This window comes from Fodinibius roseus (assembly GCF_900129315.1).
GTDB classification, from domain to species: Bacteria; Bacteroidota; Rhodothermia; order Balneolales; family Balneolaceae; genus Fodinibius; species Fodinibius roseus.
Map to the genome: position 1 here is coordinate 67,433 of NZ_FQUS01000019.1, position 22,611 is coordinate 90,043.

Here is a 22,611-nt window from a genome sequence, read left to right on the forward strand (position 1 = left end):
GGTTTTATGGGTTGTGGGGGTTCAACTCGATTTTCAGCTTCTTTTCCTTGACCAAAGCAAGTTCCTGTTCGGTCTCCAGGTCGAGCATATCCCGGGCTTCATCCACACCAAAGAAATCGGGATATGCAGTTGTGCCATGCTCGTTTTGGTCGAGTCCGTTTAGTTCTTCAATTTCAGAAACACGTAACCCGTGTGTTCGATGAATGGTTTTGCAAACGACATAGGCTGTACCGGCTGTCCATCCTAAAACGGTGATAATACCTACGGACTGGATGAGAAGCTGATAGGCGGATCCCCCGAAGAACAGTCCCGTAAAGGAGGTAGCATAGGGTGCCTGTGCAAAAAGAGCAACGGCGAGTGTTCCCCATATGCCGGCAAAACCATGAACGGGGATAGCTCCTACGGGATCATCGATCCGCATTTTTTCGAGAAAACGTGTGCCATAATACATGATGATCCCCCCTGTAAGCCCGATGATTAGAGCGGAAGCGGGTGAGACGAGATTTGCTCCTGCTGTAATGGCCACCAGTCCGGCCAGGGCGCCGTTGAGCGTATACCCCAAATCAGGTTTTCCCGTATAATACCAGGCGGTGAGCATCCCGGATACGGCTCCGCCGGCCGCAGCGATATTGGTTATGACAGCGATACGTGCAAACGAAACATCAGCACTAAGCGTACTGCCGGCGTTAAAACCAAACCAGCCGAGCCATAGGATGAAAACGCCCAGCGTTCCAAGAGCCATGCTGTGACCGGCAATCGCATTCACCTTTCCGTCAACAAAGCGTCCCATGCGGGGACCCAGAATACAAGTACCCACGAGTCCCGCCCAGGCGCCAACGCCGTGGACCACGGTTGAACCGGCAAAATCGTAAAACCCCAGCTTCGAAAGCCATCCGCCGCCCCAGACCCAGTGACCGACAAGAGGATAGATAAAAGCCGTAATAAGGACAGTCACCATGAGATAGCCCGTAAAGGTAGTGCGTTCTGCCAGTGCGCCGGAAACGATCGTTGCAGCCGTAGCGGCAAACATCGCCTGGAAAAACCAGTTGGCGTACATCCAGGCGTCGATCGTGCCATCAGGGCCGACCGCTTCTGATAAAAAGAAATTTCCAAAACCAAAAAGACCCCAGACATCGGAGCCATACATCAGGGAAAAGCCGACGGCCCAGAAAACGATGGTCCCAAGTCCGAAGTCCATCAGGTTTTTCATCATAATGTTCGCAACGTTCTTTGCCCGGGTAAAACCCGTTTCAACGAGGGCGAATCCCGCCTGCATAAAAAAAACCAGAAACCCGGCAATCATGACCCATAGCAGATCGGCGAAGGCCTTACCGGTGGAAGTTTCCGGCATTTCGATGGCAGAAACGAGGGTAGTGCCATCATGGGCAACGGTGGAGAGGGGATCCAGGAACATGAATATACCAACAAGCACAAGAATTTTAGTATTTCGGATCATTTTAGTTAGAATATTAGGATGCAAAGTTATTTACTTTGTAATAATAATAAGTAAATTCAAATTTACAAAAATAATTAATATAAATTCATTAAAATAAATAAATTATTAACCTAATATTATGTTTATGATTAATAATAAAAGATGTGAAGTGTGGCCAGTATTCTCAATTCTCAATTCTCAATTCTCAATTCTCAATTCTCAATTCCTAATTCCTAATTCCTAATTCCCCGGAGCCTGAAAGTTTTACCGGATAATGTGGTGAGCAAAAAAATCTGTTTCCATATATGAGCGTACAGCCCATTCACTGTTCTGTAATTTATCATTACCCCGATGAATTTCATGAGACGAAATTCAGGTGAGTACGTATTTTTATTTCATACAGAAATGGTATCTTTAATCCAGTTTAACCCACACCTTCAGCCAGAGATGATTGACCTACGCATTATCAGCGGTACGGATCGCCCGAACTCATATGCACTTCGCGTATCACGGTATTTGCAGAAGAAATACCGGCAGGAGGGGGTAGAAGCAGAGATTATCGATCTGCAGGACTTTCCGATAGAACAGGTGAGCGGGGGCAGGTATGGGCAGCATATCCCGGATGTCAATGCTTTTGTGGGTCAGGCAGTTCAGGCCGATGGCTTGGTTATAGTGTGTCCGGAGTACAACGGCGGCTACCCGGGAATCTTAAAACTTTTTATTGATTATTTTCCCTTTCCGGAAAGCCTTCATAAAAAACCGGTAGCCCTGGTGGGAGAAGCCAACGGGGCATTCGGCGCCCTGCGGGCCGTGGAACAGCTTCAGCAGGTAATTGGCTATCGCAATGCACATGTTTTCCCGGAACGCGTATTTATTCCGCGCATTAACAAAAATTTTGATGACCAAAAGGGGATTAAGGATGCCTTTCAACAGGAGCTCCTGGAGTCGCAGATAAAAAATTTTGTCCCTTTTGTGCGTGATTTTATGGAAGGAACGGCTCCTTCTGATGGTTAATCCGAATTTCTCGATAGTAAATGTTAGCCATAGAGAGTGTTAGGTTTTACATACGTGAAAAATAGTCCCATTTTTCCTTGAGGGAGTGTCCGGAAGCGGGTTCTGTGCCGGGGGGTTCCTAATAGAAGCCTTTGCACAACCGTTCTTTTGGCCAATGTCGGCGTCGGCGTTATCGGTCGGTTGAAATTCCTCACATACAGGTGATATGCTGCGAGGACACCCTTCCTCTGGCCTTGATCGTGAACAGAATTCCTGGTTTTTCGAAGACTTCAAATAACCGATAACAAATAGCCAACAACCAGGTTACTCCCTGAGGCGGAATTTAGCAATCGGCAGGTTCTGATAACAGATAAGTCAGCTCATCTTCAGCATATAACCGACTCCGTGCAGGGTCACGAGGTATTTCGGATTATCGGGATGCATTTCAACCTTGGACCGAAGTTTGGAGATATGGACATCCACCGTCCTGGTATTAGTGCTGAATTCATAACGCCATACGTTTTCGAGCAGCGCATCCCGCGAAACCGGTTCATTGGCATGGGCTGCAAGATAGCGGATCAGTTCTACTTCACGCGTCGTCAATTCGATGTCGCCCCGTTCGGGATGGTCGGCCCGGGCATTTTTCAGGTCTATATGAATATCGCCGAGCTCTAATTCATTGATGGGTTTGGCTTTGGCATATTGATTCGATCGGCGAAGGCGGGCCTGGATGCGAGCCAGTAGCTCCTTTACACCAAACGGCTTGGTTATATAGTCGTCTGCGCCGATATTTAAGCCGGTGACCTTATCGATCTCCTGATCCCGGGCTGTAAGCATGATGATCGGAAAGGTATAGTTCATGGCCCTTACCTTCTTGCAGACGTCGTAGCCACTCATGCCGGGCAGCATGAGATCCAGAATCATAAGGTCGAGATCTTCATTTTTGACAATATCAACGGCGTCGTCTCCCTTTTCCGCTACAAAGGTATGATAACCTTCATTTTCAAGGGTATCCTCAAGTGTAAAAACAAGACTCGGTTCATCTTCAACAATAATTATTTTTTTAGATTCAGCGGACATAATTTTTGCTTATGGTGTTAAAGAAGGAGAACGCATGGCTGACGAATCAACAGCAGAAGCCTGGGATTCTTCAACGGGGCTATTGACAAGGGTGGGGAAGGTGACGGTAAATATCGATCCTTTACCCACTTCACTTGATACTCTGATGCTTCCCCCGTTCAGCTCCACCAGGCTTTTTACAATGGAAAGTCCCAGTCCATGACCTTTTGTTTGGGCGGTCAGCGTATCCTCCGCCCGGTAAAATTTGTCGAAAATATGAGAGATCACCTTTTTGGGCATACCCACGCCGTGGTCTTCCACTTTAAGAGTGATGTTATCGTCATCCGCTTCGAGTGAAACACCCAGGTAACGTTCCTCATTGCTGTATTTGAGGGCATTTTCCACAAGGTTGCCCAGGATGGTCTCGAAGCTGTCTATATCGACCATGGCCTTGGGAATATCATTTTCAATAGCTACATCGAGCGCAAAGCCCCTGCTTTTGATATAGGATTTTTGTTCATCAATGTAGCTTTGTACAAGCTGATCGAGATTCACAGGCTGGGGCTCAATAAGCGACTGACCGGCATCTGCTTTGGCGACATCGAGCAGTTTTTCAATCATCCTGCGCAGCCGTACCGCTTCGTTATAAATATGTGTGCCGTAATTTTTGAGACGTGTTTGATCCTTTACCCGTCCGTCGGACAAATTTTCGCCTGCGGCCTGCATGACGGCCAGTGGTGTTTTTAATTCATGAGTGACATTGGCCAAAAAGCCGGCCTGTCGTTCCGCTAACGCACGCTCTTTCTGGGCAGACATGAACATAAAAACCAGCGATCCGAGCAGCAACAGGACAGCCGCCCCGAGAACAATAAGATTTTTTAGCAGCGAAGAGTTTGAGGCTTCTATTGTTGGCGTGTTGGTGAAGGAAACTTCCAGTTTCCAATTGTCGAAGAAATCGGGAAAACGCTGCTTGAACTGGATTTTATCGTGATCGTAGGGTACGCCGGGATCACTGCTGGCAATAATATTGTCATTTGTCCAGTCACGCAGCCATACATTTACCCCGGCCTGTTGGGATTTCCCGAAGTGTTTATTCAGTGCAGAGGGAAGAAAATCATTTTTAAGGTACTCCTGGTCAAGGGGCATCGTAAGATATCCGAAGATGGTGTGCTCAGAGGGATCTATAAAAGCGAGAGTCACACTTCGGTTGGTGTCAAAGATAACTTTATTATTATACTTATAGTCTTTGACGAGTGCCTTCATCTGGGTCCGTGCAATGCCCATGCCGTCGCATACGGCTGCTGGATAGCTATCATTCCAAACCAGTTTTTCCTTCTCAGGATCATACTTTAAAATGGATTCACCTTGTCCGCACCCATCCAGACTGGAGGGAATAAAATAGATGTCTTTAAAAATGGAATCGGTTGCTGCCTGCTTTACCCGTTTGTGGATGGCGGTAGTGAACTGGTTGTCTTGACTGAACCGGGATTTCAAGCGCTCCATATTGGTTGAACTAAGTCCCCAGAAAGGCTTGAAAAAGCGATATCGGACCTTGTCTGCAAATTCAGCAACCTGCAGCTTCTTGGGCTGGCGATCGACCTGAATGGTACTCTCGTGAAGCTCATAGAGCGAATAGACGTTCATGCTGGTGAGCCCCAGAATAGCGATTACCCCGGCAGCCAATAATATCCAACGCAGAGAGTCGTACCGTTTCATAATAAGCTGTCGTTTGAATTGAATCGTATTAAAAGAAGGCTTTGCACAACCGTTCTTTTGGCCGATATCTGCATTTTGGCACATTCAACATCCTGACATATTTCTTGTATGCTGTAGTTTTAAATGTGCCCGGGTTTAGATGTTGATTAAAATTCCCGGTTTATCAAAAGCTTCTAAAAGTTAAGTATCAAACAGTACAAAATGTATAACTGTTAACATTTTTTTGCACTTTATTCGATAAAAAATGATGTAAAACGTCACCGCAAAACGCGGTTAGCCTGGGTTTATCCATTCGAATTACGTTTGTTCGTGATCCATGTGTATTATAAGGAAAAAATATGGATGATATGGTGTCAATGTGTGTTTATCCGGAAGCTGGCTTCACTGCGTACTGCAAATTATTTTTCTACTTCCCGGCTATATCAGCCAGAACATAATGCTTGTCGTCATCCTTGATCAGTCGTCCCGACTGGCCGTGTTGTGAATGATAGAACAACAGGACCGCTTGTTCCCGGTATGCTTTCTTGAGTAGCCGGACTTTCGCCTTCTTTGCCTGCATGGGGTCGGAATCCTGTTGATGGCTGCCGTAATAGTTAAGATGCAGCGAAGAGGGGATGAGTTCTCCGGGGTAGCAGGCACATTCATCACCGCTTTGCAGGTATACCACCTGGTGGCCGGGGGTATGTCCCCCGGTATGAAGCAGGCTAATACCCTCGATGAGCTCTGTTGTTTTTCCGGACACCAGCAGTACGCGGTCGTCCGCCATCAGCCGGTAAAATTCATCCAGCTGATAGCCCGTACATCTTGCGTGCGACTCATGGGCTGTCCGTTCAAGGGCGAAGTTCCACTCTTCTTTATGCAGGTAATACATGGCATTCGGAAAGGTCGCCCGGGTGCAGGATGCAGAATCGATATAGGAGCAGCCGGCGGCATGATCATAATGCAGGTGGCTGAGAACCACATGGGTGATATCCTCCGGTGCAAGTCCGAATATAGCCAGGTTTGTGCTGATATTTGAAACACCGGTATAACTGCTCACGGCATCCAGTCCCCAGCCCAGGCCGGTATCCAGCAAGATTTTCCGGTCCCCGCATGTTACCAGTATCGGATTAATGCCCACTATGGTAGATTGCCTGCCTACCCCCATTTCCGCTAAGTTATCAGACGATTGCTCCTCGTCTTCCGAAAAACGGTTGATGTGTCCGTCCCGGAAAACTTCGAACTTCCCCTCACTCAGTATTTCTACCGTCAGCGATCCGATTTGCATGGCGTTTATTATTGAATATTAATGTCAAAAGGAAAGAGCGTAAGGGCATGGCGTTGTTTCAACAGCGACAGCTGGTGTCGCATTTCGTTCCCCGGTATCAGGGAACTCCAGCCATTGTTCATCAATGCTTTTGCCTGGGTTTCCGCAGAACCCATGAGCAGCTCGTAAAATGATTTTGGCTTGGGAAAATGGTCAAGCTTGTAGTCGGTCAGTTCAGCCTTTTCAGCTGCGACCTCTATAGCCTTGTTCATGCCGCCCAGCAGGTCGACAAGCCCGTTTTCCTGTGCTGCGGCCCCGGTCCATATGCGGCCCTGTCCAAGGCTGTCTACCCGGTCAACGCTCATATTCCGGTCGCCGGCTACTTTGCTGATGAACGCCTGGTAGAATTGGTCGACAAACCGTTGAAAGGCTTGCTTCTCGTCGGGCGTTAAGCTTCGGTTCTGTGAAAGCCAGTCGGCATGCTCGTGGGTCTTTACCTCATCAAACGTAAGGCCGATTTTGTCATTGAAGAATTCTTTGGCATTAAGCTTGGTAGCGAAGACACCGATTGAGCCGGTAATGGTGGTCGGTTCGGCCACAATAGAATCAGCGGCCATTGCGATATAGTACCCGCCGGATGCAGCCACCCCGCCCATGGAGACGATAACCGGAATCTCTTCTTTGACCGTTTGAATTTTACGCCATATCAGATCCGATGTACTCCCGGCCCCGCCGGGACTGTTGACCCGGATGACCAGCGCTTTGATATCGTCATCCTGTCTTACGTTTTCGAGTTGTTCCTCAAAAAAGCTACCTGTTATCAACTGCTGTTCGTTCAGTGGTGAACTGGAATTCATCTCGGGCATGATGGGGCCGTTGGCGTGAATAACCGCAATCCTGTCGGAGGCCGATGAGCTCGAGAGCCCCGCCGCGGATGCGGAAACGTTGGCATACCGGCGATTGGACACGGTTTTAATGGATTTATCCTCTGCAAGCCCGATACGCTCTTTGATTAGCGTTTCCAGCTGATCGGTGTATAGCAGCGAATCGACAAGCTGCTCATCATAGGCAAATTGCGAGGTCAGGTGGGGCTGGCCGTTCATCAGACTATCCAGTTCTTCGATCGTACGCCCGCTTTTCTGGCTGACAGCTGCTATGAAGGTCTGATGTACCTGATCCAGCAGTTCCGAGAGCTGGTATTCATTTTCATCCGACATCTCTCTGCGATAAAAGGGCTCGACCGCGCCTTTGTATTTACCGTGGCGGGTTACTTCCGCTTCAATTCCCAATTTTTCAAAAAGGCCATCGTAAAACATGACCTGGCTGTAGAAACCGTCAAACTCAAAAAAGGTTTCCGGTGCCGAGAAAATAGAGTCGGCTGCCGTGGCCAAAAAGTATCCTTTTTCGTTATAGCCCACATCGCTGGTATTGGCATACACGAATTTGTCGGAGCTGTCACGGAAAGCGCTGATCAGCCGGTGGGCTTCTTCAAGATTGGCCCACCCTTCCGACACATAGTCGATTTCAAGCCAGATACCTTCGATGTTGTCTTGCGATTGTGCCTTGGTCAGATTTTCTTTTAATGTTAGCAGAGACACCTTATCCTTATTGCCCTGGTCCAAAATTTCATCCAGCGGGCTTGAGACCGACCGGTCGGGGAGCGTTCCACTGATCCCTATTTTTAAGACTGAGTTGCTTTGGATATAGGGCTCAGGCTGCTGTGAGCTGCTGGAAATAGTGATAACAAGAATAATAAGAAGCAGTCCCACTGCTAAAAAGAGTCCCAGCATGGTAGCAATAAGGGTTTTGAAAAAATTCATAGGCAGTCACGTAGGGTCATTAATTTCAAAATTAATAGAATAATAATTTCTTACCTTGGAGAATACGAAAAATATGCAAAAAAGTTAGAAACAGAATCGTTGGTTATCAATGGCTAAACAAGATATAATAGTTGTGGGTTCGGGGCATAATGGACTTATCACCGCCTGTTATCTTGCCAAAGAGGGGTATCCGGTAACGGTGGTGGAGCGGCGCGATATACTGGGAGGGGCGGTAGCTACCGAAACGATGTTCCGGTCGGAACAATATCCCCGGGGGTTTCGCATGGATGTGGGATCCTCCGTCCATATCATGATCCACCAGACGGGGATTATTGAGGAGCTGGAACTGGAGCAATACGGACTGGATTACATCGACATGGATCCCATCATGTCCTACCCTGTCCCGGGCGGAAAGGAGCAGGGAGTGATTCATTTCTTCAGGGATCTGGATCGCACCCTGGAGGCTATTGCAACGGTCGCCCCGGAGGATGTAGAGAACTACCGCGCATTTGTGGAGTTCTGGGGACGCATTAACAGGGGCGTTCTCAACGCGTTTATGGTACCGCCGAGCAGCAAGAATATTTTTATGGAGCTGGCAAAGGGACAGATGAGAGGGGGGAGGATGTTCAAAAAAGGGGAGCAGGCCGGCGGATTGCAAAAAATCATGAGCAGCTATGGCAAGGTAGTGGACGATGCCTTTGAGAGCCCGCATATGAAAGCGGCCCTTACCTGGTTTGCGGCCCAGTCGGGCCCCACGCCCGACCATCCTGCGACAGGCGATTTCGCCGGCTGGCAGTCAATGTTGCATCAAAGCGGGGCCAAGCATCCCCGGGGAGGCAGCGGAATGCTTACCCAGGCGCTCGCTCGCTGCCTGGAAGCGCACGGCGGGGAAATCCTGACGGGAATGCCGGTGCAGGATATTGTCGTCGAGAAGGGCACAGCAGTGGGCGTACGGACCAAAGAAAGGGAATTTCGCGCGGATATTGTGATTTCTAATGCTCATGTGCAACTTACGATGATGGAGCTGGTGGGCCCCCGGCATTTGTCCGCCGACAGCTATCGAAAGATTAAAAATATTAATGTGGGCAATGGGTTTGGAATGGTCATCCGGTGTGCTGTGGAAGAGCTGCCCCGCTACGAAGCCTGTCCCGATGACTCCTACATCCACAACGGGATGCAGCTGCTCGCCCCCTCGGTCTCCTACCTGAACAACGCCATCGGAGATTATATGAAGAAAAAACCGCCTGAAGATCCTGCTGTGGTGGCCATGACCTTTTCCGGGATTGATCCGGATGTTGCTCCCAGTGGGGGCCATACCCTCTACGGCTGGGCACAGTGGCATCCGTATGAGTTGCAGGATGGATTGCATTGGGATGACATCCGCGAGCGGGAGGCTCAAAAAATTTACGATGTCGTATGCCGCTATGCACCCAATATGGAAGGTAAGTTAATCGACTGGCATATCCAGACGCCGCTTGATATTGAGCGTAAACACGCCATGCCCCGCGGCAATGTCATGCATGTTGAGATGAGTTTGGACCAGATGTTTATGTTCCGTCCCATTCCTGAGATGAGCGAGTACAAAACTCCTGTAAAAAATTTATATTTGTCATCGGCTTCCTGTCATCCCGGGGGTGGAGTATTCGGAGCCGCAGGCTATAACGCAGCCCGTATTATCCTGAAAGATTTGCGCAAGAAATCCTGGTTTTAAAACGAGACTCTTTTCCCATGATTCAGAAAACGAATTCAACCGTAACGATAAGTCGTAAGCTGCTCCTGGATAATCTTCGGACATTCAGCCGGTTTCTGGATCCGGAAACGCGCATTATGGCTGTTGTAAAATCCGACGGCTATGGACATGGTGCGGTTGAGGTGGCACAAATATTGGCTCCCAAGGTTGAATCTTTTGCCGTCAATGCTATTCAGGAGGGGATCGAACTTCGGGAAAACGGCATCACAAAGCCTATCCTGGTGTTTGAAGTCCCCCAGCAACGGATGGTATCGCAATACCGCGTGCACGACCTGACGGCCACAATTAGTGCCAAAGAGCATTTTGAGTGGGTGCCTGAGGGGACATCGTATCATGTGAACTTTGACACGGGGATGAGGCGGCTTGGTTTCCATCCCTCACAGGCCGAAGAGGTTGCTAATAGGGTTCAGCATCACAGTGAACTCTTTTGTACCGGAATATACAGTCATTTTGCAACAGCACATGAGCCCGGATTCTCACTGGTTTCCCGGCAGCACGAAATCTTCCGAAAAATTCAATCCTGTTTTTCGGATGATCTGAATGCTCATATAGCAAACACCGGGGGGATCGCTTTTTATGATACCGGCCCGTTTACGATGGTGCGCCTCGGGATCGGTTTATACGGCTATTCGCCGGGAACTACGGGTATAGAGGGACTAAAACCTGTATTGAGCTGGAGGTCTTTTCTGGCTCAAACAAAGAAAATATCAGCGGAAGCGACGGTGAGTTACGGGGCAGAGTGGCAGGCCCCTTCGGATGGATATCTGGGGGTCTTGCCCGTAGGATATGAGGATGGCATTAAGCGCAATTTATCGGGCCGGCTGATAGTCCGTATTGCAGGAAAGGAGTATGCGGTTGTGGGAACAATTACAATGAACTACTGCATGGTTTTCCTGGGGAATGATTATTATGAGCCGGGGACGGAGGTTGAGCTGTTATACCCGGAGAATAATGCGTATGACTGGGCTCAAAAATTGGATACCATCCCGTATGAAATACTGACAAGTATCGATCCGCGTATTCCCCGGGAATATGCGGATCGATAAAGATTCGGGAACCTTGCAAAACTGTTCTTTTGGGCAATGTCCCAACTTTAGCGCATACGACATCCTCGCTCGCGTATGCCTTTTTCTTTTTATGCGGGGTGTTTTTGAATTCGCCAAGGTGACCAAAACTCCTGGTTTTTCAAAGCCCCCCGATGCTAAAGAATCACTACCAGCTCTACATCAAAACGAAGCGTTTCATCTTCCAGGTCGCCCCCGCTGTAGTTTTGATTGGGATCTCCGTATCCAAGTTCAGGAGGGATGATCAGTGTTCTTTTTTCGCCTTCGACCATACCTATCAAACCTTGTCGGAACCCCTCGACCAGGGGGCTGATCTGCTGTCCGTTGGGGGAAGTTTTAGGCACCGGTGTCAGATTACGAAATCTAACAGGATTCTGAGAACTGTCCCGGTAGCTGCTGTCGAAGGCTTCCCCGTCTTCTGTGCGCCCTGTGTACCGAACATATACCTCATCACGGGGCTCAACTTTTTTGTCCTGCAGGCCGTCTCCCTCTTCAATAAAATAGATGGTCAGTCCCTCTTCGGTCGTCGAGTCGCTTATCGCCTGGGTCGTATCGAAAGGCTCAGGGGGGGTTAGCTCCGCTTGCCGGTAATAGGAGGGACCGTCCCCGCACGCCTGAATCAGCATGATAAGCGAAAGTGCCGATAATAATGACAAAAACGTTGATTGCTTCAATGAGATCATTAAATAAAAAACTTATATCGGTTAATTTTCAGATATTTTTGCAAAACCGTTATTTTGGCCAATCTCTATATTGTAGCGCATTCGATATCTTCACATATACTTATATGCTGCGGTGTTAATTCGCCCAGTCGACCAAAATTCCTGGTTTTTCAAGGCTCTGTTCCAAAGAGTTATAAGCTGACAAACCTCCCTGTTAGCTACTTGTACGAGCGAAAGCTGATGCCTCATGCCATACAGAGGCGCTAAATGTAACGTATTTAAAACGCGCAGGAAAGCGCGAATATTATGTTTATTTGTTAGGCGTCTCCAAATGCCTTATCAAGTTCCTTTTTACGTTTACGGACAGCTAATTTACTCATAAACACGGCAAGCTGGAAAAGCAAAATAAGCGGGATTGCGATTAATATCTGGGAAACCGGGTCCGGCGGTGTAAGAAATGCCGAAAGTATAAAACAGAAGATAATGGCATGGCGACGATACTTTTTTAAAAATTCAGGGGTAAGCAGCCCGAATTTGGAAAGAAAATAGCTGAGAACGGGCAGCTGAAATATGATGCCACAGGAAAGTACCCACATCGTCACTGAACTAAAGTATTCATTAATATCAAAATCGTTGTGGATAGCGGTAGAAATCTGAAACTGGGTGAAAAACTGCAGCGCAAACGGTACCAGTACAAAATAGCCAAATGCCACACCGAGCAGAAAGAAGAACGTAATAAAAGCCGTATTTCCGCGGGTTTTCCATTTCTCGGTTTTTTCAAGCGCGGGTTCGATAAACGCCCATAACTGGTAGAAAAAGATCGGGGATCCGATAATGATTCCAACTACGATAAGCGTTCCCCAGTAGGTAAAAAACTGTCCGGGCAGTTTACGGCTTTGCAGCGTAAGGTCAATAGCGTCTATGCCCAGTAGCTGATAGACAATAAAGTCAGCATCGGTGGGACCCAGCATGACCTTATCTATAAAAAATTCGCCAAAAATGAAGGCTATGATCATACCGATGCCGATCCCCCCCAAACCTTTGATGATTCTCCAGCGTAGCTCTTCGAGGTGGTCCAGAAAAGCCATATCGCTTGTTCGGTCCTCCGGCATTTCAGCCGGGGGCGGATTTTTCGTCATCGTTTCTCGTTTTTCCACAAATCTTCTAAATTAAATCCAAAAATTATCATATGAACAAATACCACAGACGATACAGACTATATTAAAGCTTTCAAATATAAAAAAAATATTTGGTATCTCGGCTTAAAAAGCCCTCCGAAAAAGCACAACAGAGATCTTCAACTATCGGTGAAAATATTATTGGAGGGTCCTTAGTGCTTAGCATAGTCAATAGGAATCAGATTATTATGAACTAAAATTATTTTAAATGCTTCTGTTTTCTTATCCTGTAGCAGAAGATACAAACACTTTCACTTAAAACGTTTTTTTTATGACATTCGGAACAACGGAAATTCTTATTGTTGTTGGTGTTATCCTCCTGTTTTTCGGCGCCCGGAAAATACCTGAACTGGCCCGGGGCATTGGTCAGGGTATCTATGAGTTCAAAAAAGTTTCCAAAAAATCAGAAACCGAAGATGATGAAGGAGTCGCAAGTGATACCCGGGAGAATCATCAGCATTAATTAAGCGGTAACGAAGTCGTACAGCGGAAAATTTTGACACATTTCCGCCACTTCCTTCCGGGTATTCGATAGTATGGTTTCATCATCAGGATGTTGCAGGACTTGGTCAATGAGATCGGCAACCCTCGTAAATTCATCTGTGCCAAAGCCGCGACTCGTCATGGCCGGCGAACCAATACGAATGCCGGAAGTAACAAAGGGGCTTTCGGTATCGAAAGGCACCATATTTTTGTTTAGCGTGATATGCGCTTTTTCGAGCGCTTGTTCGGCCGTTTTCCCCGTAAGGCCTTTATTTCTCAGGTCGATAAGGATGAGGTGATTGTCCGTACCACCGCTTACCAGCTTATATCCTTTTTTCGTAAAAGTCTCTGCCATTGATTGCGCATTGGCTTGCACCTGTTTTTGATAGGCTGTAAAATCATCCTGGAGGGCCTCCTTGAAGGCCACTGCCTTGGAGGCAATCACATGCATCAACGGTCCCCCCTGGGTACCCGGAAATACGCTGGAATCAAGCACTTCACCCCAGGTTTTGGTCCGCCCGGATTTACGCGCTCTCACCCCAAGGGTATTTTCACCGTCCTCACCCAGCAAAATCATACCACCCCGCGGCCCCCGCAGGGTTTTGTGCGTCGTCGTCGTTACCACATGGCAGTGAGGAAGGGGATCATTTAAAATGCCTGCGGCGATGAGTCCCGCCGTATGTGCCATATCCATCCAGAGGTAGGCGCCCACTTCGTCAGCTATTTCGCGGAAGGCTGTGTAGTCTAAATCACGCGGATAAGCCGAAGCCCCGATGGAAATAAGTTTGGGTTGTACTTCCCTGGCTTTCTTACGAACCTGGTCAAGATCAATTCGGCCGGTTTCTTTATCTACCCCGTAAAATTCCGAATGGTAGAGCAGTCCTGAAAAATTAACGGGCGAACCGTGCGTAAGGTGTCCCCCGTGGGATAGATCCAGGCCCAACAGTGTTTCCCCGGGTTTCATAAAAGCGAGATAGACGGCCGCATTGGCCTGGGCTCCGGAGTGAGGTTGGACGTTCACCCATGAAGCTCCAAATAGCTTTTTTGCACGCTCCCGGGCCTTTTCCTCCACTTTGTCAACCACTTCGCATCCCCCGTAATAACGCTTGCCCGGCAGGCCTTCCGCATATTTATTTGTCAGGGTAGACCCCATGGCTTCGATGACCGCCCGCGAAGCAAAATTTTCGGAGGCAATAAGTTCTAAATTATTGTTTTGTCGCTCTTTTTCCTCATTAAGCAAGGTATAGATGGAAGGATCCTTTTGTGAAAGTGGTTCCATGAAGTTAATTCTGATTATTCTCGGTTAAACTTTTAATTTTGTTCACGCGTCGTTCGTGCCGCCCGCCGTCAAAGTCAGTGCCGAGCCATATTTCCACGATCTGCTGCAGCTTCTCAGGGTCCATCTGACGCCCGGGCAGGCAGAGGATATTGGCATTATTGTGCTGACGGGTCATGCGGGCCGAGGTCTCGTCATAGACCAGGGCCGCCCGTATGTTGCTGTATTTATTAGCGGTCATGCACATCCCCTGTCCGCTGCCGCAGACAAGGATTCCTCTCCCGTGCTCCCCGTTGTCCACCTTTTCGGCAACCTGTACGGCAAAGTCCGGATAGTCAACCGATTCGTCGGAATGAGTACCGTAATCCACCGGCATATGTCCGAGTTCTTCGAGTATAACTTTGACTTTTTCCTTGGTCTCAAATCCGGCGTGATCGCTTGCGATGGGAATAATCATGGCAACTGTTTTGTTATGTTTGGGAACTGGGTAAATATCTCGAAAAAAACGCTAACACCAAAGGGAAAGCACCGGTATAAATGAGTATTTTTTGATGTTTTGGATATGAACAATACATCGGCCTTGATTTTGAGCTATAGACATCCCCGGAAAATACCCCGGCCGGCAATCTGCTACCGGGGAGGCCTGAGAACTTCAAAGCGATTCTTGTCGCGGGCCATACTTCCGAAGATACCGATACCACCATTGATATTATAGCGGATATTTTGAATTTCACCGGGAGACAGACTGAACCCGCCCGTCTGGGTTTCCTGTGATCGTAAAAAGTCATACATGTTGTCGTCGATAGCATTTGTAACGACCTCATTATGACCGTAAAAGGCGATGGAAAGCCAGGGAACCTTCAGGGTAATGTTGCCCTCAGGTGTCGGACTGTAATTGCCTTCGTTGATAATCCCGGATGAATGGACAGAATAGTTTTGCAGACTCCTTTCCTGTTCTCCGACTAAATCGGCGTAGAAGGGAGTGAGGTTGGTCGAATCGGGTTTTTCAGCATTGACGGTAAATACATAGTATGCTTGCCGCCCCGTGTGGTATTCACTTCGGGTCGTGGTAATTTCAATCTGTTTGTCGCCCCGGTATCTGTATTGATCCGGTAGTTCCTGGCGGTTAACGGTTTCAAAGTCACCCGGAACATAAGTCTTGGCCTCAATGCTGTCTCCGCCGGGCAGGGTGACATAAAGCTGGTAGAGCTGCTTTTCCTGAACGGCGGCAGATTCTGTGGGATAATATAATCCTTCTCCCCCCGAACCATAGGTGTATCGTTCGTTGATCGTACTATCGGCATTGAGCAGACGGACTTCCACCGAGGCATCATTAACGGAAGCATCAGAGTATACATATTCCTCTTCAATGGGAACGGTTTTGCTCAGAATAATATCGGGGAGGGGGTCATAAGCAACGAGATAGGCTTCAACCACGTAATACTCCCGGTATTCATCTTGCTCGTAAAACTCACAGCCGGCAAGAACAGTTACTCCGATAACAAATAAAAGGATCCGATTCATCATGTTAAAAATTAAGGGTATAGGATATGGTCGGCAGGATCGGAAGCAGTTGTACTGCTTCGCGTTCTGCCGGGTTTTCATCCAGGTCGTAATTGTAAAACCAGGTATTGCGCCGCGAATATACATTCACCAGCTGAAACTGCCACAGTGCCTCCCCGAAACCCCAAAAAGTGCCATCCCGGCTGAAGCTGAGATCGAGTCGATTGTAATCGGGCAGCCTTGAGGCATTTACTTTACCCACAGTCAGCTGTTGTTTGCTGGTAGCGCTCGTGGGAAAGTTAAAGGCCGCCGTACGTCCCAATGGTTTGGTATAAGCCTGTCCCGTGGCATAATTGAAAGCGGCGGAGACAGACCATCGTGAACTGAGGTCGTAACTCAGCACCACATTCAGATCGTGGATACGGTCATATTTGGGCGGGTAGTAACGGGCAGTTCCTCCTTCCACAGGCTCGTTAAAGCCGGGAAATTTACGGCGGGTAACCCCGAATGTATAACCTGCAAAGCCTGTCAGTCTTCCAGCCTGACGTTCAAGTAAAATTTCTGTACCAAAAGCGTAGCCTTTTCCGAACCGAAAGGTTTTCTCATACGGAAGTCCTGCCTGGTCCTGTAAAAAGGGGTCCGGATCAAAGAGATCTTCCATCGTCCGGAAATACAGCTCCGTATCTACGGCATAATCTTTCCATGGAGATGTTTTGATGCCAACAATATATTGATTTCCCGCTGACGGAGACACGCCTTCGTCGGCCGTCAGCCAAACATCAAAGCCAGTGAACGCTTCATTGGAGTCGACCGTAAGAAACTGATGGTAGCGACCGTATGCGCCCTGCAGGCGGATGCCGGCGGAAGGACGGTATTCGAGCGAGAACCGGGGACCCACACGCAGGTAGCGGCCTTCGCTGAAACCGTTTATTCGAAGACCGGGAGTTACCGTCAGCCGGTCGGTGATATGCCACTTGTCCTGCAGATAGAACGAACCGTATGGCGTATGGGTGCGCGAGCTAAACGTTTGATCTCCATCGAACTTATCATGGAGTTTTAAGGTAAGCAGACCGGCCCAAAAACCCGCTGAAAATTCGTGGCGGTCGTTACGAAAGTATTCTACATCTCCTTTCGCAGAAAAATCGTAAATATTATTGGAGCGCTTAAATGGAGTGCCGGATATGTTAAAAGAGGGAAAGTTGAAGTAGCGGGAACCGGTAACGGTAAAATTTGAAAATATTTTTTCAGAAAAGATATGCGTCCATGTGCCGCTGAAGGTCTGATTTCCATAATGTAACCGAACGCCCGCATCTTCTGCAAAAGGGAACCGGAGGTTGTCGTTCCCGGCATACAATGCCATGGACAGTTTGTTGTCAGCATTGATATCATAATTTATTTTTCCATTTACATCCAGGAAAGAAAAGTGATCGGGAATATTATCCTGTGATTTTCTCAGTATCTCCAGCAGTGGCTCCAGGGTAGAGCGACGAATGGAAAAGATCCAGGATCCTTTGTTGATCGGACCTTCGACCGAAGCGCGGGAGGCCAGCATACCCAGCGTTACGGATCCCTCAAACTCGTTGCGGTTGCCATCTCTATTGAAAATAGTGAGCACCGATCCCAGCCTGCCGCCGTATTTGGCCGGGTAGCCTCCTTTATAGAGACGAACATCCTTGACCGCATCCGGATTGAAAGTGGAAAAAAATCCGAAAAAGTGGGAGGGATTGTAAACGGTGGTATGATCAAGTAAAATGAGCGTCTGGTCGGGACTCCCGCCGCGGATATATAAGCCGCTGGAAAAGTCGGAAGCCGCTTTAATCCCCGGTAGTAATTGCAGGGAACGAAAGATATCTGCCTGAAAGACACTCGGAACGGTTCTGATAAATTCTGTTTCGATCTGTGCTGTCCCGATACTGCGCTGCTCCTCCTGTTCACGATCCGATTGAACGACCACTTCTTCCAGCTGATATTCTTTGGGAATAAGTTCAATAACCAGCCGTCGATTTTCATTCTCCTCGAGGGTTATTTCTTTTTTATACTGTCGGTAGCCGATATAAGTAACCAAGAGGGTATAGGTGCCGGCTTCAATATGCTGGAGGTTAAAATATCCCGATGTGTTGGTGGTTGTCCCGGCGCGGGTACCTTGTAAAGCTACATTGGCGGCTATAAGCGTTTCCCCCGTCTGCGTATCCGTAATATAACCGCTTAGAGAGGCTGTCTGTTGTGCAGATACGATCAGGGGTAACAAGAGTAAAAAAAGGGAAATAGTTTTTCGCACGTCTTGGCCGGACTAACTATCGGGATTGTATAGTACAGGCGTAAATTAGCCCGTCGGAGCCTCTTGGACTGCCGCTCTGCATCGTATGAAGGTATGATTTCTGCCTTTTTTAAGGGCAGCCTTAATTTTCTGCAACTTCTTATTAAAGAGAGTTTTGCAAAAACTGTTCTTTTGGCCAATCTCTGCATGTTCGCAAATTCAAAAACCTCATATCTGCCTTATATGCTGCGGTTTTAAATTCGCTCAGGTTTTATTTTGACCGAAGTTCATGGTTTTTTCAAAGCCCTCTTAACAGCAATAAGCGAACGTTAATCTGTAGGTAACTCTCAGTTTATCGAATATTATGAGCTTTTGTTTTCAAGAAATTCCTGAGTAATCTTGCGGGTTTGTTCTGCCCCCATGTATTTTTCCAAATCATAGAGAGACACCCGCTTCTTGCCTTCGTAGAATGAGTACGTGAGGTGACCGTTTTCGATCTCTTTTTCAACCTCACTTGGTTTCATATCCAGCATTTTACCAACTTCTTCCAAAGAGAATGTTGAGCGCATATTCAAACAAAATTTTGGGATATTAGTAATTATAATATTTTGACTGTAGGCTAAAGATAGAAAAAATGAACTTTTTTGCTACCTTAAATAGAGCGATTTTGGGATCTATTCCATTTTGGAGGCAAATCTTGTGCATTCAGGCCATGCTTTTAACCTCGGCATGCCGGAAACAGGATACAAGATGATCATTAACCAGTCCGCATGCCTGGAGATGGGCATACATCGTGGTACTTCCCACAAATTTAAACCCCCTTTTCTTCAGATCTTTGCTGAAACGGTCGGAAAGAGGCGTAGTGGCGGGTATATCCCCATGGTTCTCCCAATGATTCTGAATAGGCTCGCCATCCACAAACGACCAGATGTAGTTATCAAAGCTGCCGAACGCTTTCTGGATCTCAATATACTGCCGGGCATTGTTGACAGCCGAACGAATTTTAAGCTTGTTGCGAACAATTGCTGAATTATTTAGCAATTGTTGTATCTTCTTTTCGTCGAAGCGTGCTACTTCCCGGACCTCAAAATCGGCAAAAGCCTTTCGGTACCCATCTCGTTTTTTGAGAATGGTACTCCAGCTTAAACCGGCCTGTGCGCTCTCAAGCGTTAAAAATTCGAAATGAGTCTGGTCGTCATGGACCGGCACGCCCCATTCTTCATCATGATAACGCACATATTGCTCAAACGTATTTTGACACCACACGCAGCGATTTTTCATAATTGCCTTTTTGAGAAATGAAGGTTAAGGTTGGGCGTATCCATATGTATGAATAATTAACGTATCAATAATTAAGATATCAAACCGATGCACTGGGAAAAACTCGTTGACCAATTTGCCGAAAAAAGTGATATAAGTAAAGTACTCTCAAACCAGGTTGAATCGCTTACCCATTTTTTGGAGGAAGTGCTGAGTCGTAAGGAGAATGATGATTTTCTCCAGGAGTTGGTAGATCTCCCCCAGTTGGCGGCGCAGGCCTTTGATGAAGGAGATGAGGAGGCCTTCCGGGAGATGGAAGCGCAGATATCGGGACTTTCTACCGATGAAATCACCCGTCTTTTGCGGTACTATACGGTTTTTTTCCACCTGATGAACTCTCAGGAGCAGCGGGAAATTACACGCATTAATCGCGAACGGGCTATTCAGACCGACCCGGAGTCGCCCCGGGGAGAAAGTATAGATGAGGCGGTCTATTTCCTGAAAACAGAAGGATTTAGCGCACAGGAAGCTGCCGATGTGATCGGAAAGCTTGATATTCAGCCGACAATTACCGCCCATCCTACCGAAGCGCGGCGCCACAGCGTACTGGTGAAACAGCAAAGCATCACCAGAATGATTAACCAGATACGGCGCGGGAACTTAACGCCGGATGAACAGACGGCCAAGACGATGGAAATTCTTAATGAAATTCACCTGCTGCTGGCCACCGATGAAGTACGTACGGAAAAAGTGACGGTAGAAGATGAGGTCGAAAACGGGATGTTCTACTTTATGAATGCCATCTGGCAGACCGTGCCGGTCCTTTACGACGATCTGAGAAACGCTTTTCATACGTATTATGGAGAGGTACCCGACTTTTCGACGGTGTTGCAGTATCGCTCCTGGATTGGCAGCGATCGGGATGGCAATCCCAATGTAACCTCCGCGGTCACCTGGGAAACCATCCTGGAGCAGCGGGAAAATGTCATCCAGCTCTATCTGGAAGAGCTCGACGAACTGCGTCGATACCTGAGCATATCGCAAAATAAATTTCCTATATCGGATAAGCTGGAAGCGTCGCTTAAAGAAGATGAGAAAGTTGACCAGCTCTCGGAGCGGTACCAGCGGTTGTACAAGCAGGAGCCCTACCGTCGCAAGGTAACGCATATGATGCACAAGCTGAGACATCAGCTTGAGGTTATGAAGGAGGAAGACCGCAGCTATATCCTGGATGAAGCCGACCGGTATACGGCAGAAGATTTTGTGCATGAGCTGAAGCTTATTGCCGAAAGCCTGCGGGCATCGGGACTTGAGGAAGTCAGCTCTTTTGGCAAGCTGCATCATCTGATTGTACGCGCAGAAACATTCGGGTTCCATATGGCGGCCCTGGATATTCGTCAGCACAGCGGAGTTCATGAGAACACCGTGGCTGAACTCCTTTCTGTCGCTGAGGTAACGGACAGCTATCCTGATCTTTCCGAAGAAGAGAAGTTGACACTTCTGAACAAAGAACTCAATAATCCTCGCCCCCTCTCACCGGTGCGGGTACATCTGAGTGACGAAACGGCCCAGATGCTAAAAGCTTTTTCCCTGATCGGGGACATGCTGGCCCTGGACAAAAACAGCTTCGGCAGCTATATCATCAGTATGACTCACGGCGTGAGTGACATGCTCGAAGTGCTGGTGCTGGCCAAGGAGGCAGGTCTCTGGAGTGAGGAAAACGACAAGGTGGAAAGCGATATTGATGTTGTTCCGCTTTTTGAAACCATTGAGGATCTGGAGGCATGTGGTAGCCTGATGCGCAAAATTTATGATAACGAACTGTACCAGAAGCAGCTGGAGGCCCGCGACAATTTCCAGGAAATAATGCTGGGCTATTCCGACAGTAACAAAGATGGCGGTTACTGGATGGCCAACTGGGCCCTGGACAAGGCGCAACAGCGTTTGGGACGGGTTTGCCGGGAGTATGACGTGGATTTCCGCCTGTTTCACGGGCGGGGTGGTACCGTCGGACGAGGTGGCGGCCGATCCAACGAGGCTATTTTAGCATTGCCCCCTGTTAGTAACAACGGACGTATTCGCTTTACGGAACAGGGCGAGGTGATCTCCTTCAGGTATTCCCTTGCCTCTATTACGCGGCGTCATTTAGAGCAGATTGTCAATGCCATGATCCGTATTACCGTAGCTGAGTCTGATTCTGTGGGCCAGAAGGACCAGTTTAACCAGGCGATGGAACAGCTTTCCCAGCGTTCCATGAAGGCTTATCGGAATCTGATTGACGACGAGAATTTCTGGAGTTGGTATACCAATAAGACGCCCATTGAACATATCAGCCGGCTGCCTATTGCCTCACGCCCGGTCTCAAGAGGGAGCGCCAAAGCGGCGGACTTTGATAATTTACGAGCCATACCGTGGGTCTTTGCATGGACCCAGGTCCGCTATAATGTGCCGGGCTGGTACGGCGTGGGAGTAGCCCTCCAGGAGCAGATAGAACAGGGGGAAGAGGCGCTGGAACGATTCCGGCAATGGTATGACCAGAATATCTTTTTCAATTCCATCCTGGATAACGTGCAGCGCGAAATGGCGCGGACCCATATTCTCACCTCTACCATATATGAAGACAACGACGACGGAACGTTCCATAAGCTGATTACGGATGACTTCGAGAAGGCGGAAAAGGCGATCAAAGCCATAACCAGGCAGGATTATGTCCTTCAAAACAGTCCCGTTATAAAAAAGTCAATCCGGTTTCGTAATCCCTTTACGTATCCGCTGAATATGATGCAGGTAGAGCTGCTGGATCGCTGGGATGAAGAGTTGACCGATAAAGACGAGGAATCCCTGCGAAACGCGATATTCCTGAGTATCAACGGCATAGCCGCCGCCATGCAGAGCACGGGATAATAAAT

At 48.1% G+C, this 22,611-nt stretch carries 17 protein-coding genes and 1 pseudogene; 5 read left to right on the forward strand and 13 right to left on the reverse strand.

Going from position 1 to position 22,611, the window contains the following annotated elements; genetic code table 11:
* Positions 1-4: 4 nt before the first annotated feature.
* Positions 5-1,456: an ammonium transporter gene (locus BUB16_RS15820; RefSeq protein ID WP_170864428.1), complete on the reverse strand. Its 1,452-nt coding sequence runs from the start codon at positions 1,454-1,456 to the stop codon at positions 5-7.
* Positions 1,457-1,882: 426 nt separating this feature from the next.
* Here BUB16_RS15820 and BUB16_RS15825 point away from each other — a divergent pair, with 426 nt between their 5' ends.
* Positions 1,883-2,449, forward strand: coding sequence for an NADPH-dependent FMN reductase (locus tag BUB16_RS15825; RefSeq protein WP_244545720.1), 567 nt, complete (start codon positions 1,883-1,885; stop codon positions 2,447-2,449).
* Positions 2,450-2,803: 354 nt separating this feature from the next.
* Here BUB16_RS15825 and BUB16_RS15830 read toward each other — a convergent pair whose 3' ends face one another.
* The 4 genes from BUB16_RS15830 to sppA form a co-directional block, all read right to left on the reverse strand.
* Positions 2,804-3,508 carry a response regulator transcription factor gene (locus BUB16_RS15830; protein ID WP_073066716.1) on the reverse strand — a complete coding sequence of 235 codons (705 nt, stop codon included), beginning with the start codon at positions 3,506-3,508 and terminating at the stop codon, positions 2,804-2,806.
* 9 nt (positions 3,509-3,517) lie between these two features.
* Positions 3,518-5,203, reverse strand: a complete 1,686-nt coding sequence (locus BUB16_RS15835) for a sensor histidine kinase (RefSeq protein ID WP_170864429.1) — start codon at positions 5,201-5,203, stop codon at positions 3,518-3,520.
* Positions 5,204-5,609: 406 nt separating this feature from the next.
* Positions 5,610-6,470 (reverse strand): MBL fold metallo-hydrolase, encoded by an 861-nt coding sequence (locus BUB16_RS15840; protein ID WP_073066722.1) that lies wholly within the window; start codon positions 6,468-6,470, stop codon positions 5,610-5,612.
* Positions 6,471-6,478: 8 nt separating this feature from the next.
* Positions 6,479-8,269: a signal peptide peptidase SppA gene (sppA, locus tag BUB16_RS15845; RefSeq protein WP_073066726.1), complete on the reverse strand. Its 1,791-nt coding sequence runs from the start codon at positions 8,267-8,269 to the stop codon at positions 6,479-6,481.
* A 106-nt stretch (positions 8,270-8,375) separates the two neighbouring features.
* On the opposite strand from sppA, the pseudogene BUB16_RS15850 reads away from it, so the two are divergent.
* A pseudogene (locus tag BUB16_RS15850) lies at positions 8,376-9,980 on the forward strand (phytoene desaturase family protein); the annotation flags it as partial.
* Positions 9,981-9,997: 17 nt separating this feature from the next.
* Positions 9,998-11,065: an alanine racemase gene (gene alr, locus BUB16_RS15855; protein WP_073066733.1), complete on the forward strand. Its 1,068-nt coding sequence runs from the start codon at positions 9,998-10,000 to the stop codon at positions 11,063-11,065.
* 155 nt (positions 11,066-11,220) lie between these two features.
* Here alr and BUB16_RS15860 read toward each other — a convergent pair whose 3' ends face one another.
* Complete coding sequence (locus BUB16_RS15860; protein ID WP_170864430.1) at positions 11,221-11,739, reverse strand: FKBP-type peptidyl-prolyl cis-trans isomerase; 519 nt, start codon at positions 11,737-11,739, stop codon at positions 11,221-11,223.
* 323 nt (positions 11,740-12,062) lie between these two features.
* Positions 12,063-12,902 carry a twin-arginine translocase subunit TatC gene (tatC, locus tag BUB16_RS15865; RefSeq protein WP_244545721.1) on the reverse strand — a complete coding sequence of 280 codons (840 nt, stop codon included), beginning with the start codon at positions 12,900-12,902 and terminating at the stop codon, positions 12,063-12,065.
* Positions 12,903-13,194: 292 nt separating this feature from the next.
* On the opposite strand from tatC, the gene BUB16_RS15870 reads away from it, so the two are divergent.
* Positions 13,195-13,386 (forward strand): Sec-independent protein translocase subunit TatA/TatB, encoded by a 192-nt coding sequence (locus BUB16_RS15870; protein WP_073066741.1) that lies wholly within the window; start codon positions 13,195-13,197, stop codon positions 13,384-13,386.
* Here BUB16_RS15870 and glyA read toward each other — a convergent pair whose 3' ends face one another.
* The 6 genes from glyA to BUB16_RS15900 all read right to left on the reverse strand — a co-directional run bounded on the left by glyA (position 13,387) and on the right by BUB16_RS15900 (position 19,723).
* On the reverse strand, positions 13,387-14,685 hold the full coding sequence (glyA, locus tag BUB16_RS15875; protein ID WP_073066743.1) for a serine hydroxymethyltransferase: 1,299 nt from the start codon (positions 14,683-14,685) through the stop codon (positions 13,387-13,389).
* Positions 14,686-14,689: 4 nt separating this feature from the next.
* Positions 14,690-15,139 carry a ribose 5-phosphate isomerase B gene (gene rpiB / locus BUB16_RS15880; protein ID WP_073066746.1) on the reverse strand — a complete coding sequence of 150 codons (450 nt, stop codon included), beginning with the start codon at positions 15,137-15,139 and terminating at the stop codon, positions 14,690-14,692.
* 173 nt (positions 15,140-15,312) lie between these two features.
* Positions 15,313-16,209: a DUF4249 family protein gene (locus tag BUB16_RS15885; protein ID WP_073066749.1), complete on the reverse strand. Its 897-nt coding sequence runs from the start codon at positions 16,207-16,209 to the stop codon at positions 15,313-15,315.
* Position 16,210: 1 nt separating this feature from the next.
* The gene (locus tag BUB16_RS15890; protein WP_244545722.1) at positions 16,211-18,463 is read right to left on the reverse strand and encodes a TonB-dependent receptor; all 2,253 of its coding nucleotides are present in this window, start codon (positions 18,461-18,463) and stop codon (positions 16,211-16,213) included.
* Positions 18,464-18,804: 341 nt separating this feature from the next.
* On the reverse strand, positions 18,805-19,011 hold the full coding sequence (locus BUB16_RS15895; RefSeq protein ID WP_139240337.1) for a hypothetical protein: 207 nt from the start codon (positions 19,009-19,011) through the stop codon (positions 18,805-18,807).
* A 136-nt stretch (positions 19,012-19,147) separates the two neighbouring features.
* Positions 19,148-19,723: a DNA-3-methyladenine glycosylase I gene (locus BUB16_RS15900; protein ID WP_073066758.1), complete on the reverse strand. Its 576-nt coding sequence runs from the start codon at positions 19,721-19,723 to the stop codon at positions 19,148-19,150.
* Between the two features lie 87 nt (positions 19,724-19,810).
* Here BUB16_RS15900 and ppc point away from each other — a divergent pair, with 87 nt between their 5' ends.
* Positions 19,811-22,606 carry a phosphoenolpyruvate carboxylase gene (gene ppc, locus BUB16_RS15905; protein ID WP_073066761.1) on the forward strand — a complete coding sequence of 932 codons (2,796 nt, stop codon included), beginning with the start codon at positions 19,811-19,813 and terminating at the stop codon, positions 22,604-22,606.
* Positions 22,607-22,611: the final 5 nt, after the last annotated feature.

Excerpts from the sequence above, each read along its gene's own strand:
- BUB16_RS15820 (WP_170864428.1), bottom strand. The coding sequence starts at position 1,456 with ATGATCCGAAATACTAAAATTCTTGTGCTTGTTGGTATATTCATGTTC.
- BUB16_RS15825 (WP_244545720.1), top strand. The coding sequence starts at position 1,883 with ATGATTGACCTACGCATTATCAGCGGTACGGATCGCCCGAACTCATAT.
- BUB16_RS15830 (WP_073066716.1), bottom strand. The coding sequence starts at position 3,508 with ATGTCCGCTGAATCTAAAAAAATAATTATTGTTGAAGATGAACCGAGT.
- BUB16_RS15835 (WP_170864429.1), bottom strand. The coding sequence starts at position 5,203 with ATGAAACGGTACGACTCTCTGCGTTGGATATTATTGGCTGCCGGGGTA.
- BUB16_RS15840 (WP_073066722.1), bottom strand. The coding sequence starts at position 6,470 with ATGCAAATCGGATCGCTGACGGTAGAAATACTGAGTGAGGGGAAGTTC.
- sppA (WP_073066726.1), bottom strand. The coding sequence starts at position 8,269 with ATGAATTTTTTCAAAACCCTTATTGCTACCATGCTGGGACTCTTTTTA.
- alr (WP_073066733.1), top strand. The coding sequence starts at position 9,998 with ATGATTCAGAAAACGAATTCAACCGTAACGATAAGTCGTAAGCTGCTC.
- BUB16_RS15870 (WP_073066741.1), top strand. The coding sequence starts at position 13,195 with ATGACATTCGGAACAACGGAAATTCTTATTGTTGTTGGTGTTATCCTC.
- glyA (WP_073066743.1), bottom strand. The coding sequence starts at position 14,685 with ATGGAACCACTTTCACAAAAGGATCCTTCCATCTATACCTTGCTTAAT.
- rpiB (WP_073066746.1), bottom strand. The coding sequence starts at position 15,139 with ATGATTATTCCCATCGCAAGCGATCACGCCGGATTTGAGACCAAGGAA.
- BUB16_RS15885 (WP_073066749.1), bottom strand. The coding sequence starts at position 16,209 with ATGATGAATCGGATCCTTTTATTTGTTATCGGAGTAACTGTTCTTGCC.
- BUB16_RS15895 (WP_139240337.1), bottom strand. The coding sequence starts at position 19,011 with ATGCGCTCAACATTCTCTTTGGAAGAAGTTGGTAAAATGCTGGATATG.
- BUB16_RS15900 (WP_073066758.1), bottom strand. The coding sequence starts at position 19,723 with ATGAAAAATCGCTGCGTGTGGTGTCAAAATACGTTTGAGCAATATGTG.
- ppc (WP_073066761.1), top strand. The coding sequence starts at position 19,811 with ATGCACTGGGAAAAACTCGTTGACCAATTTGCCGAAAAAAGTGATATA.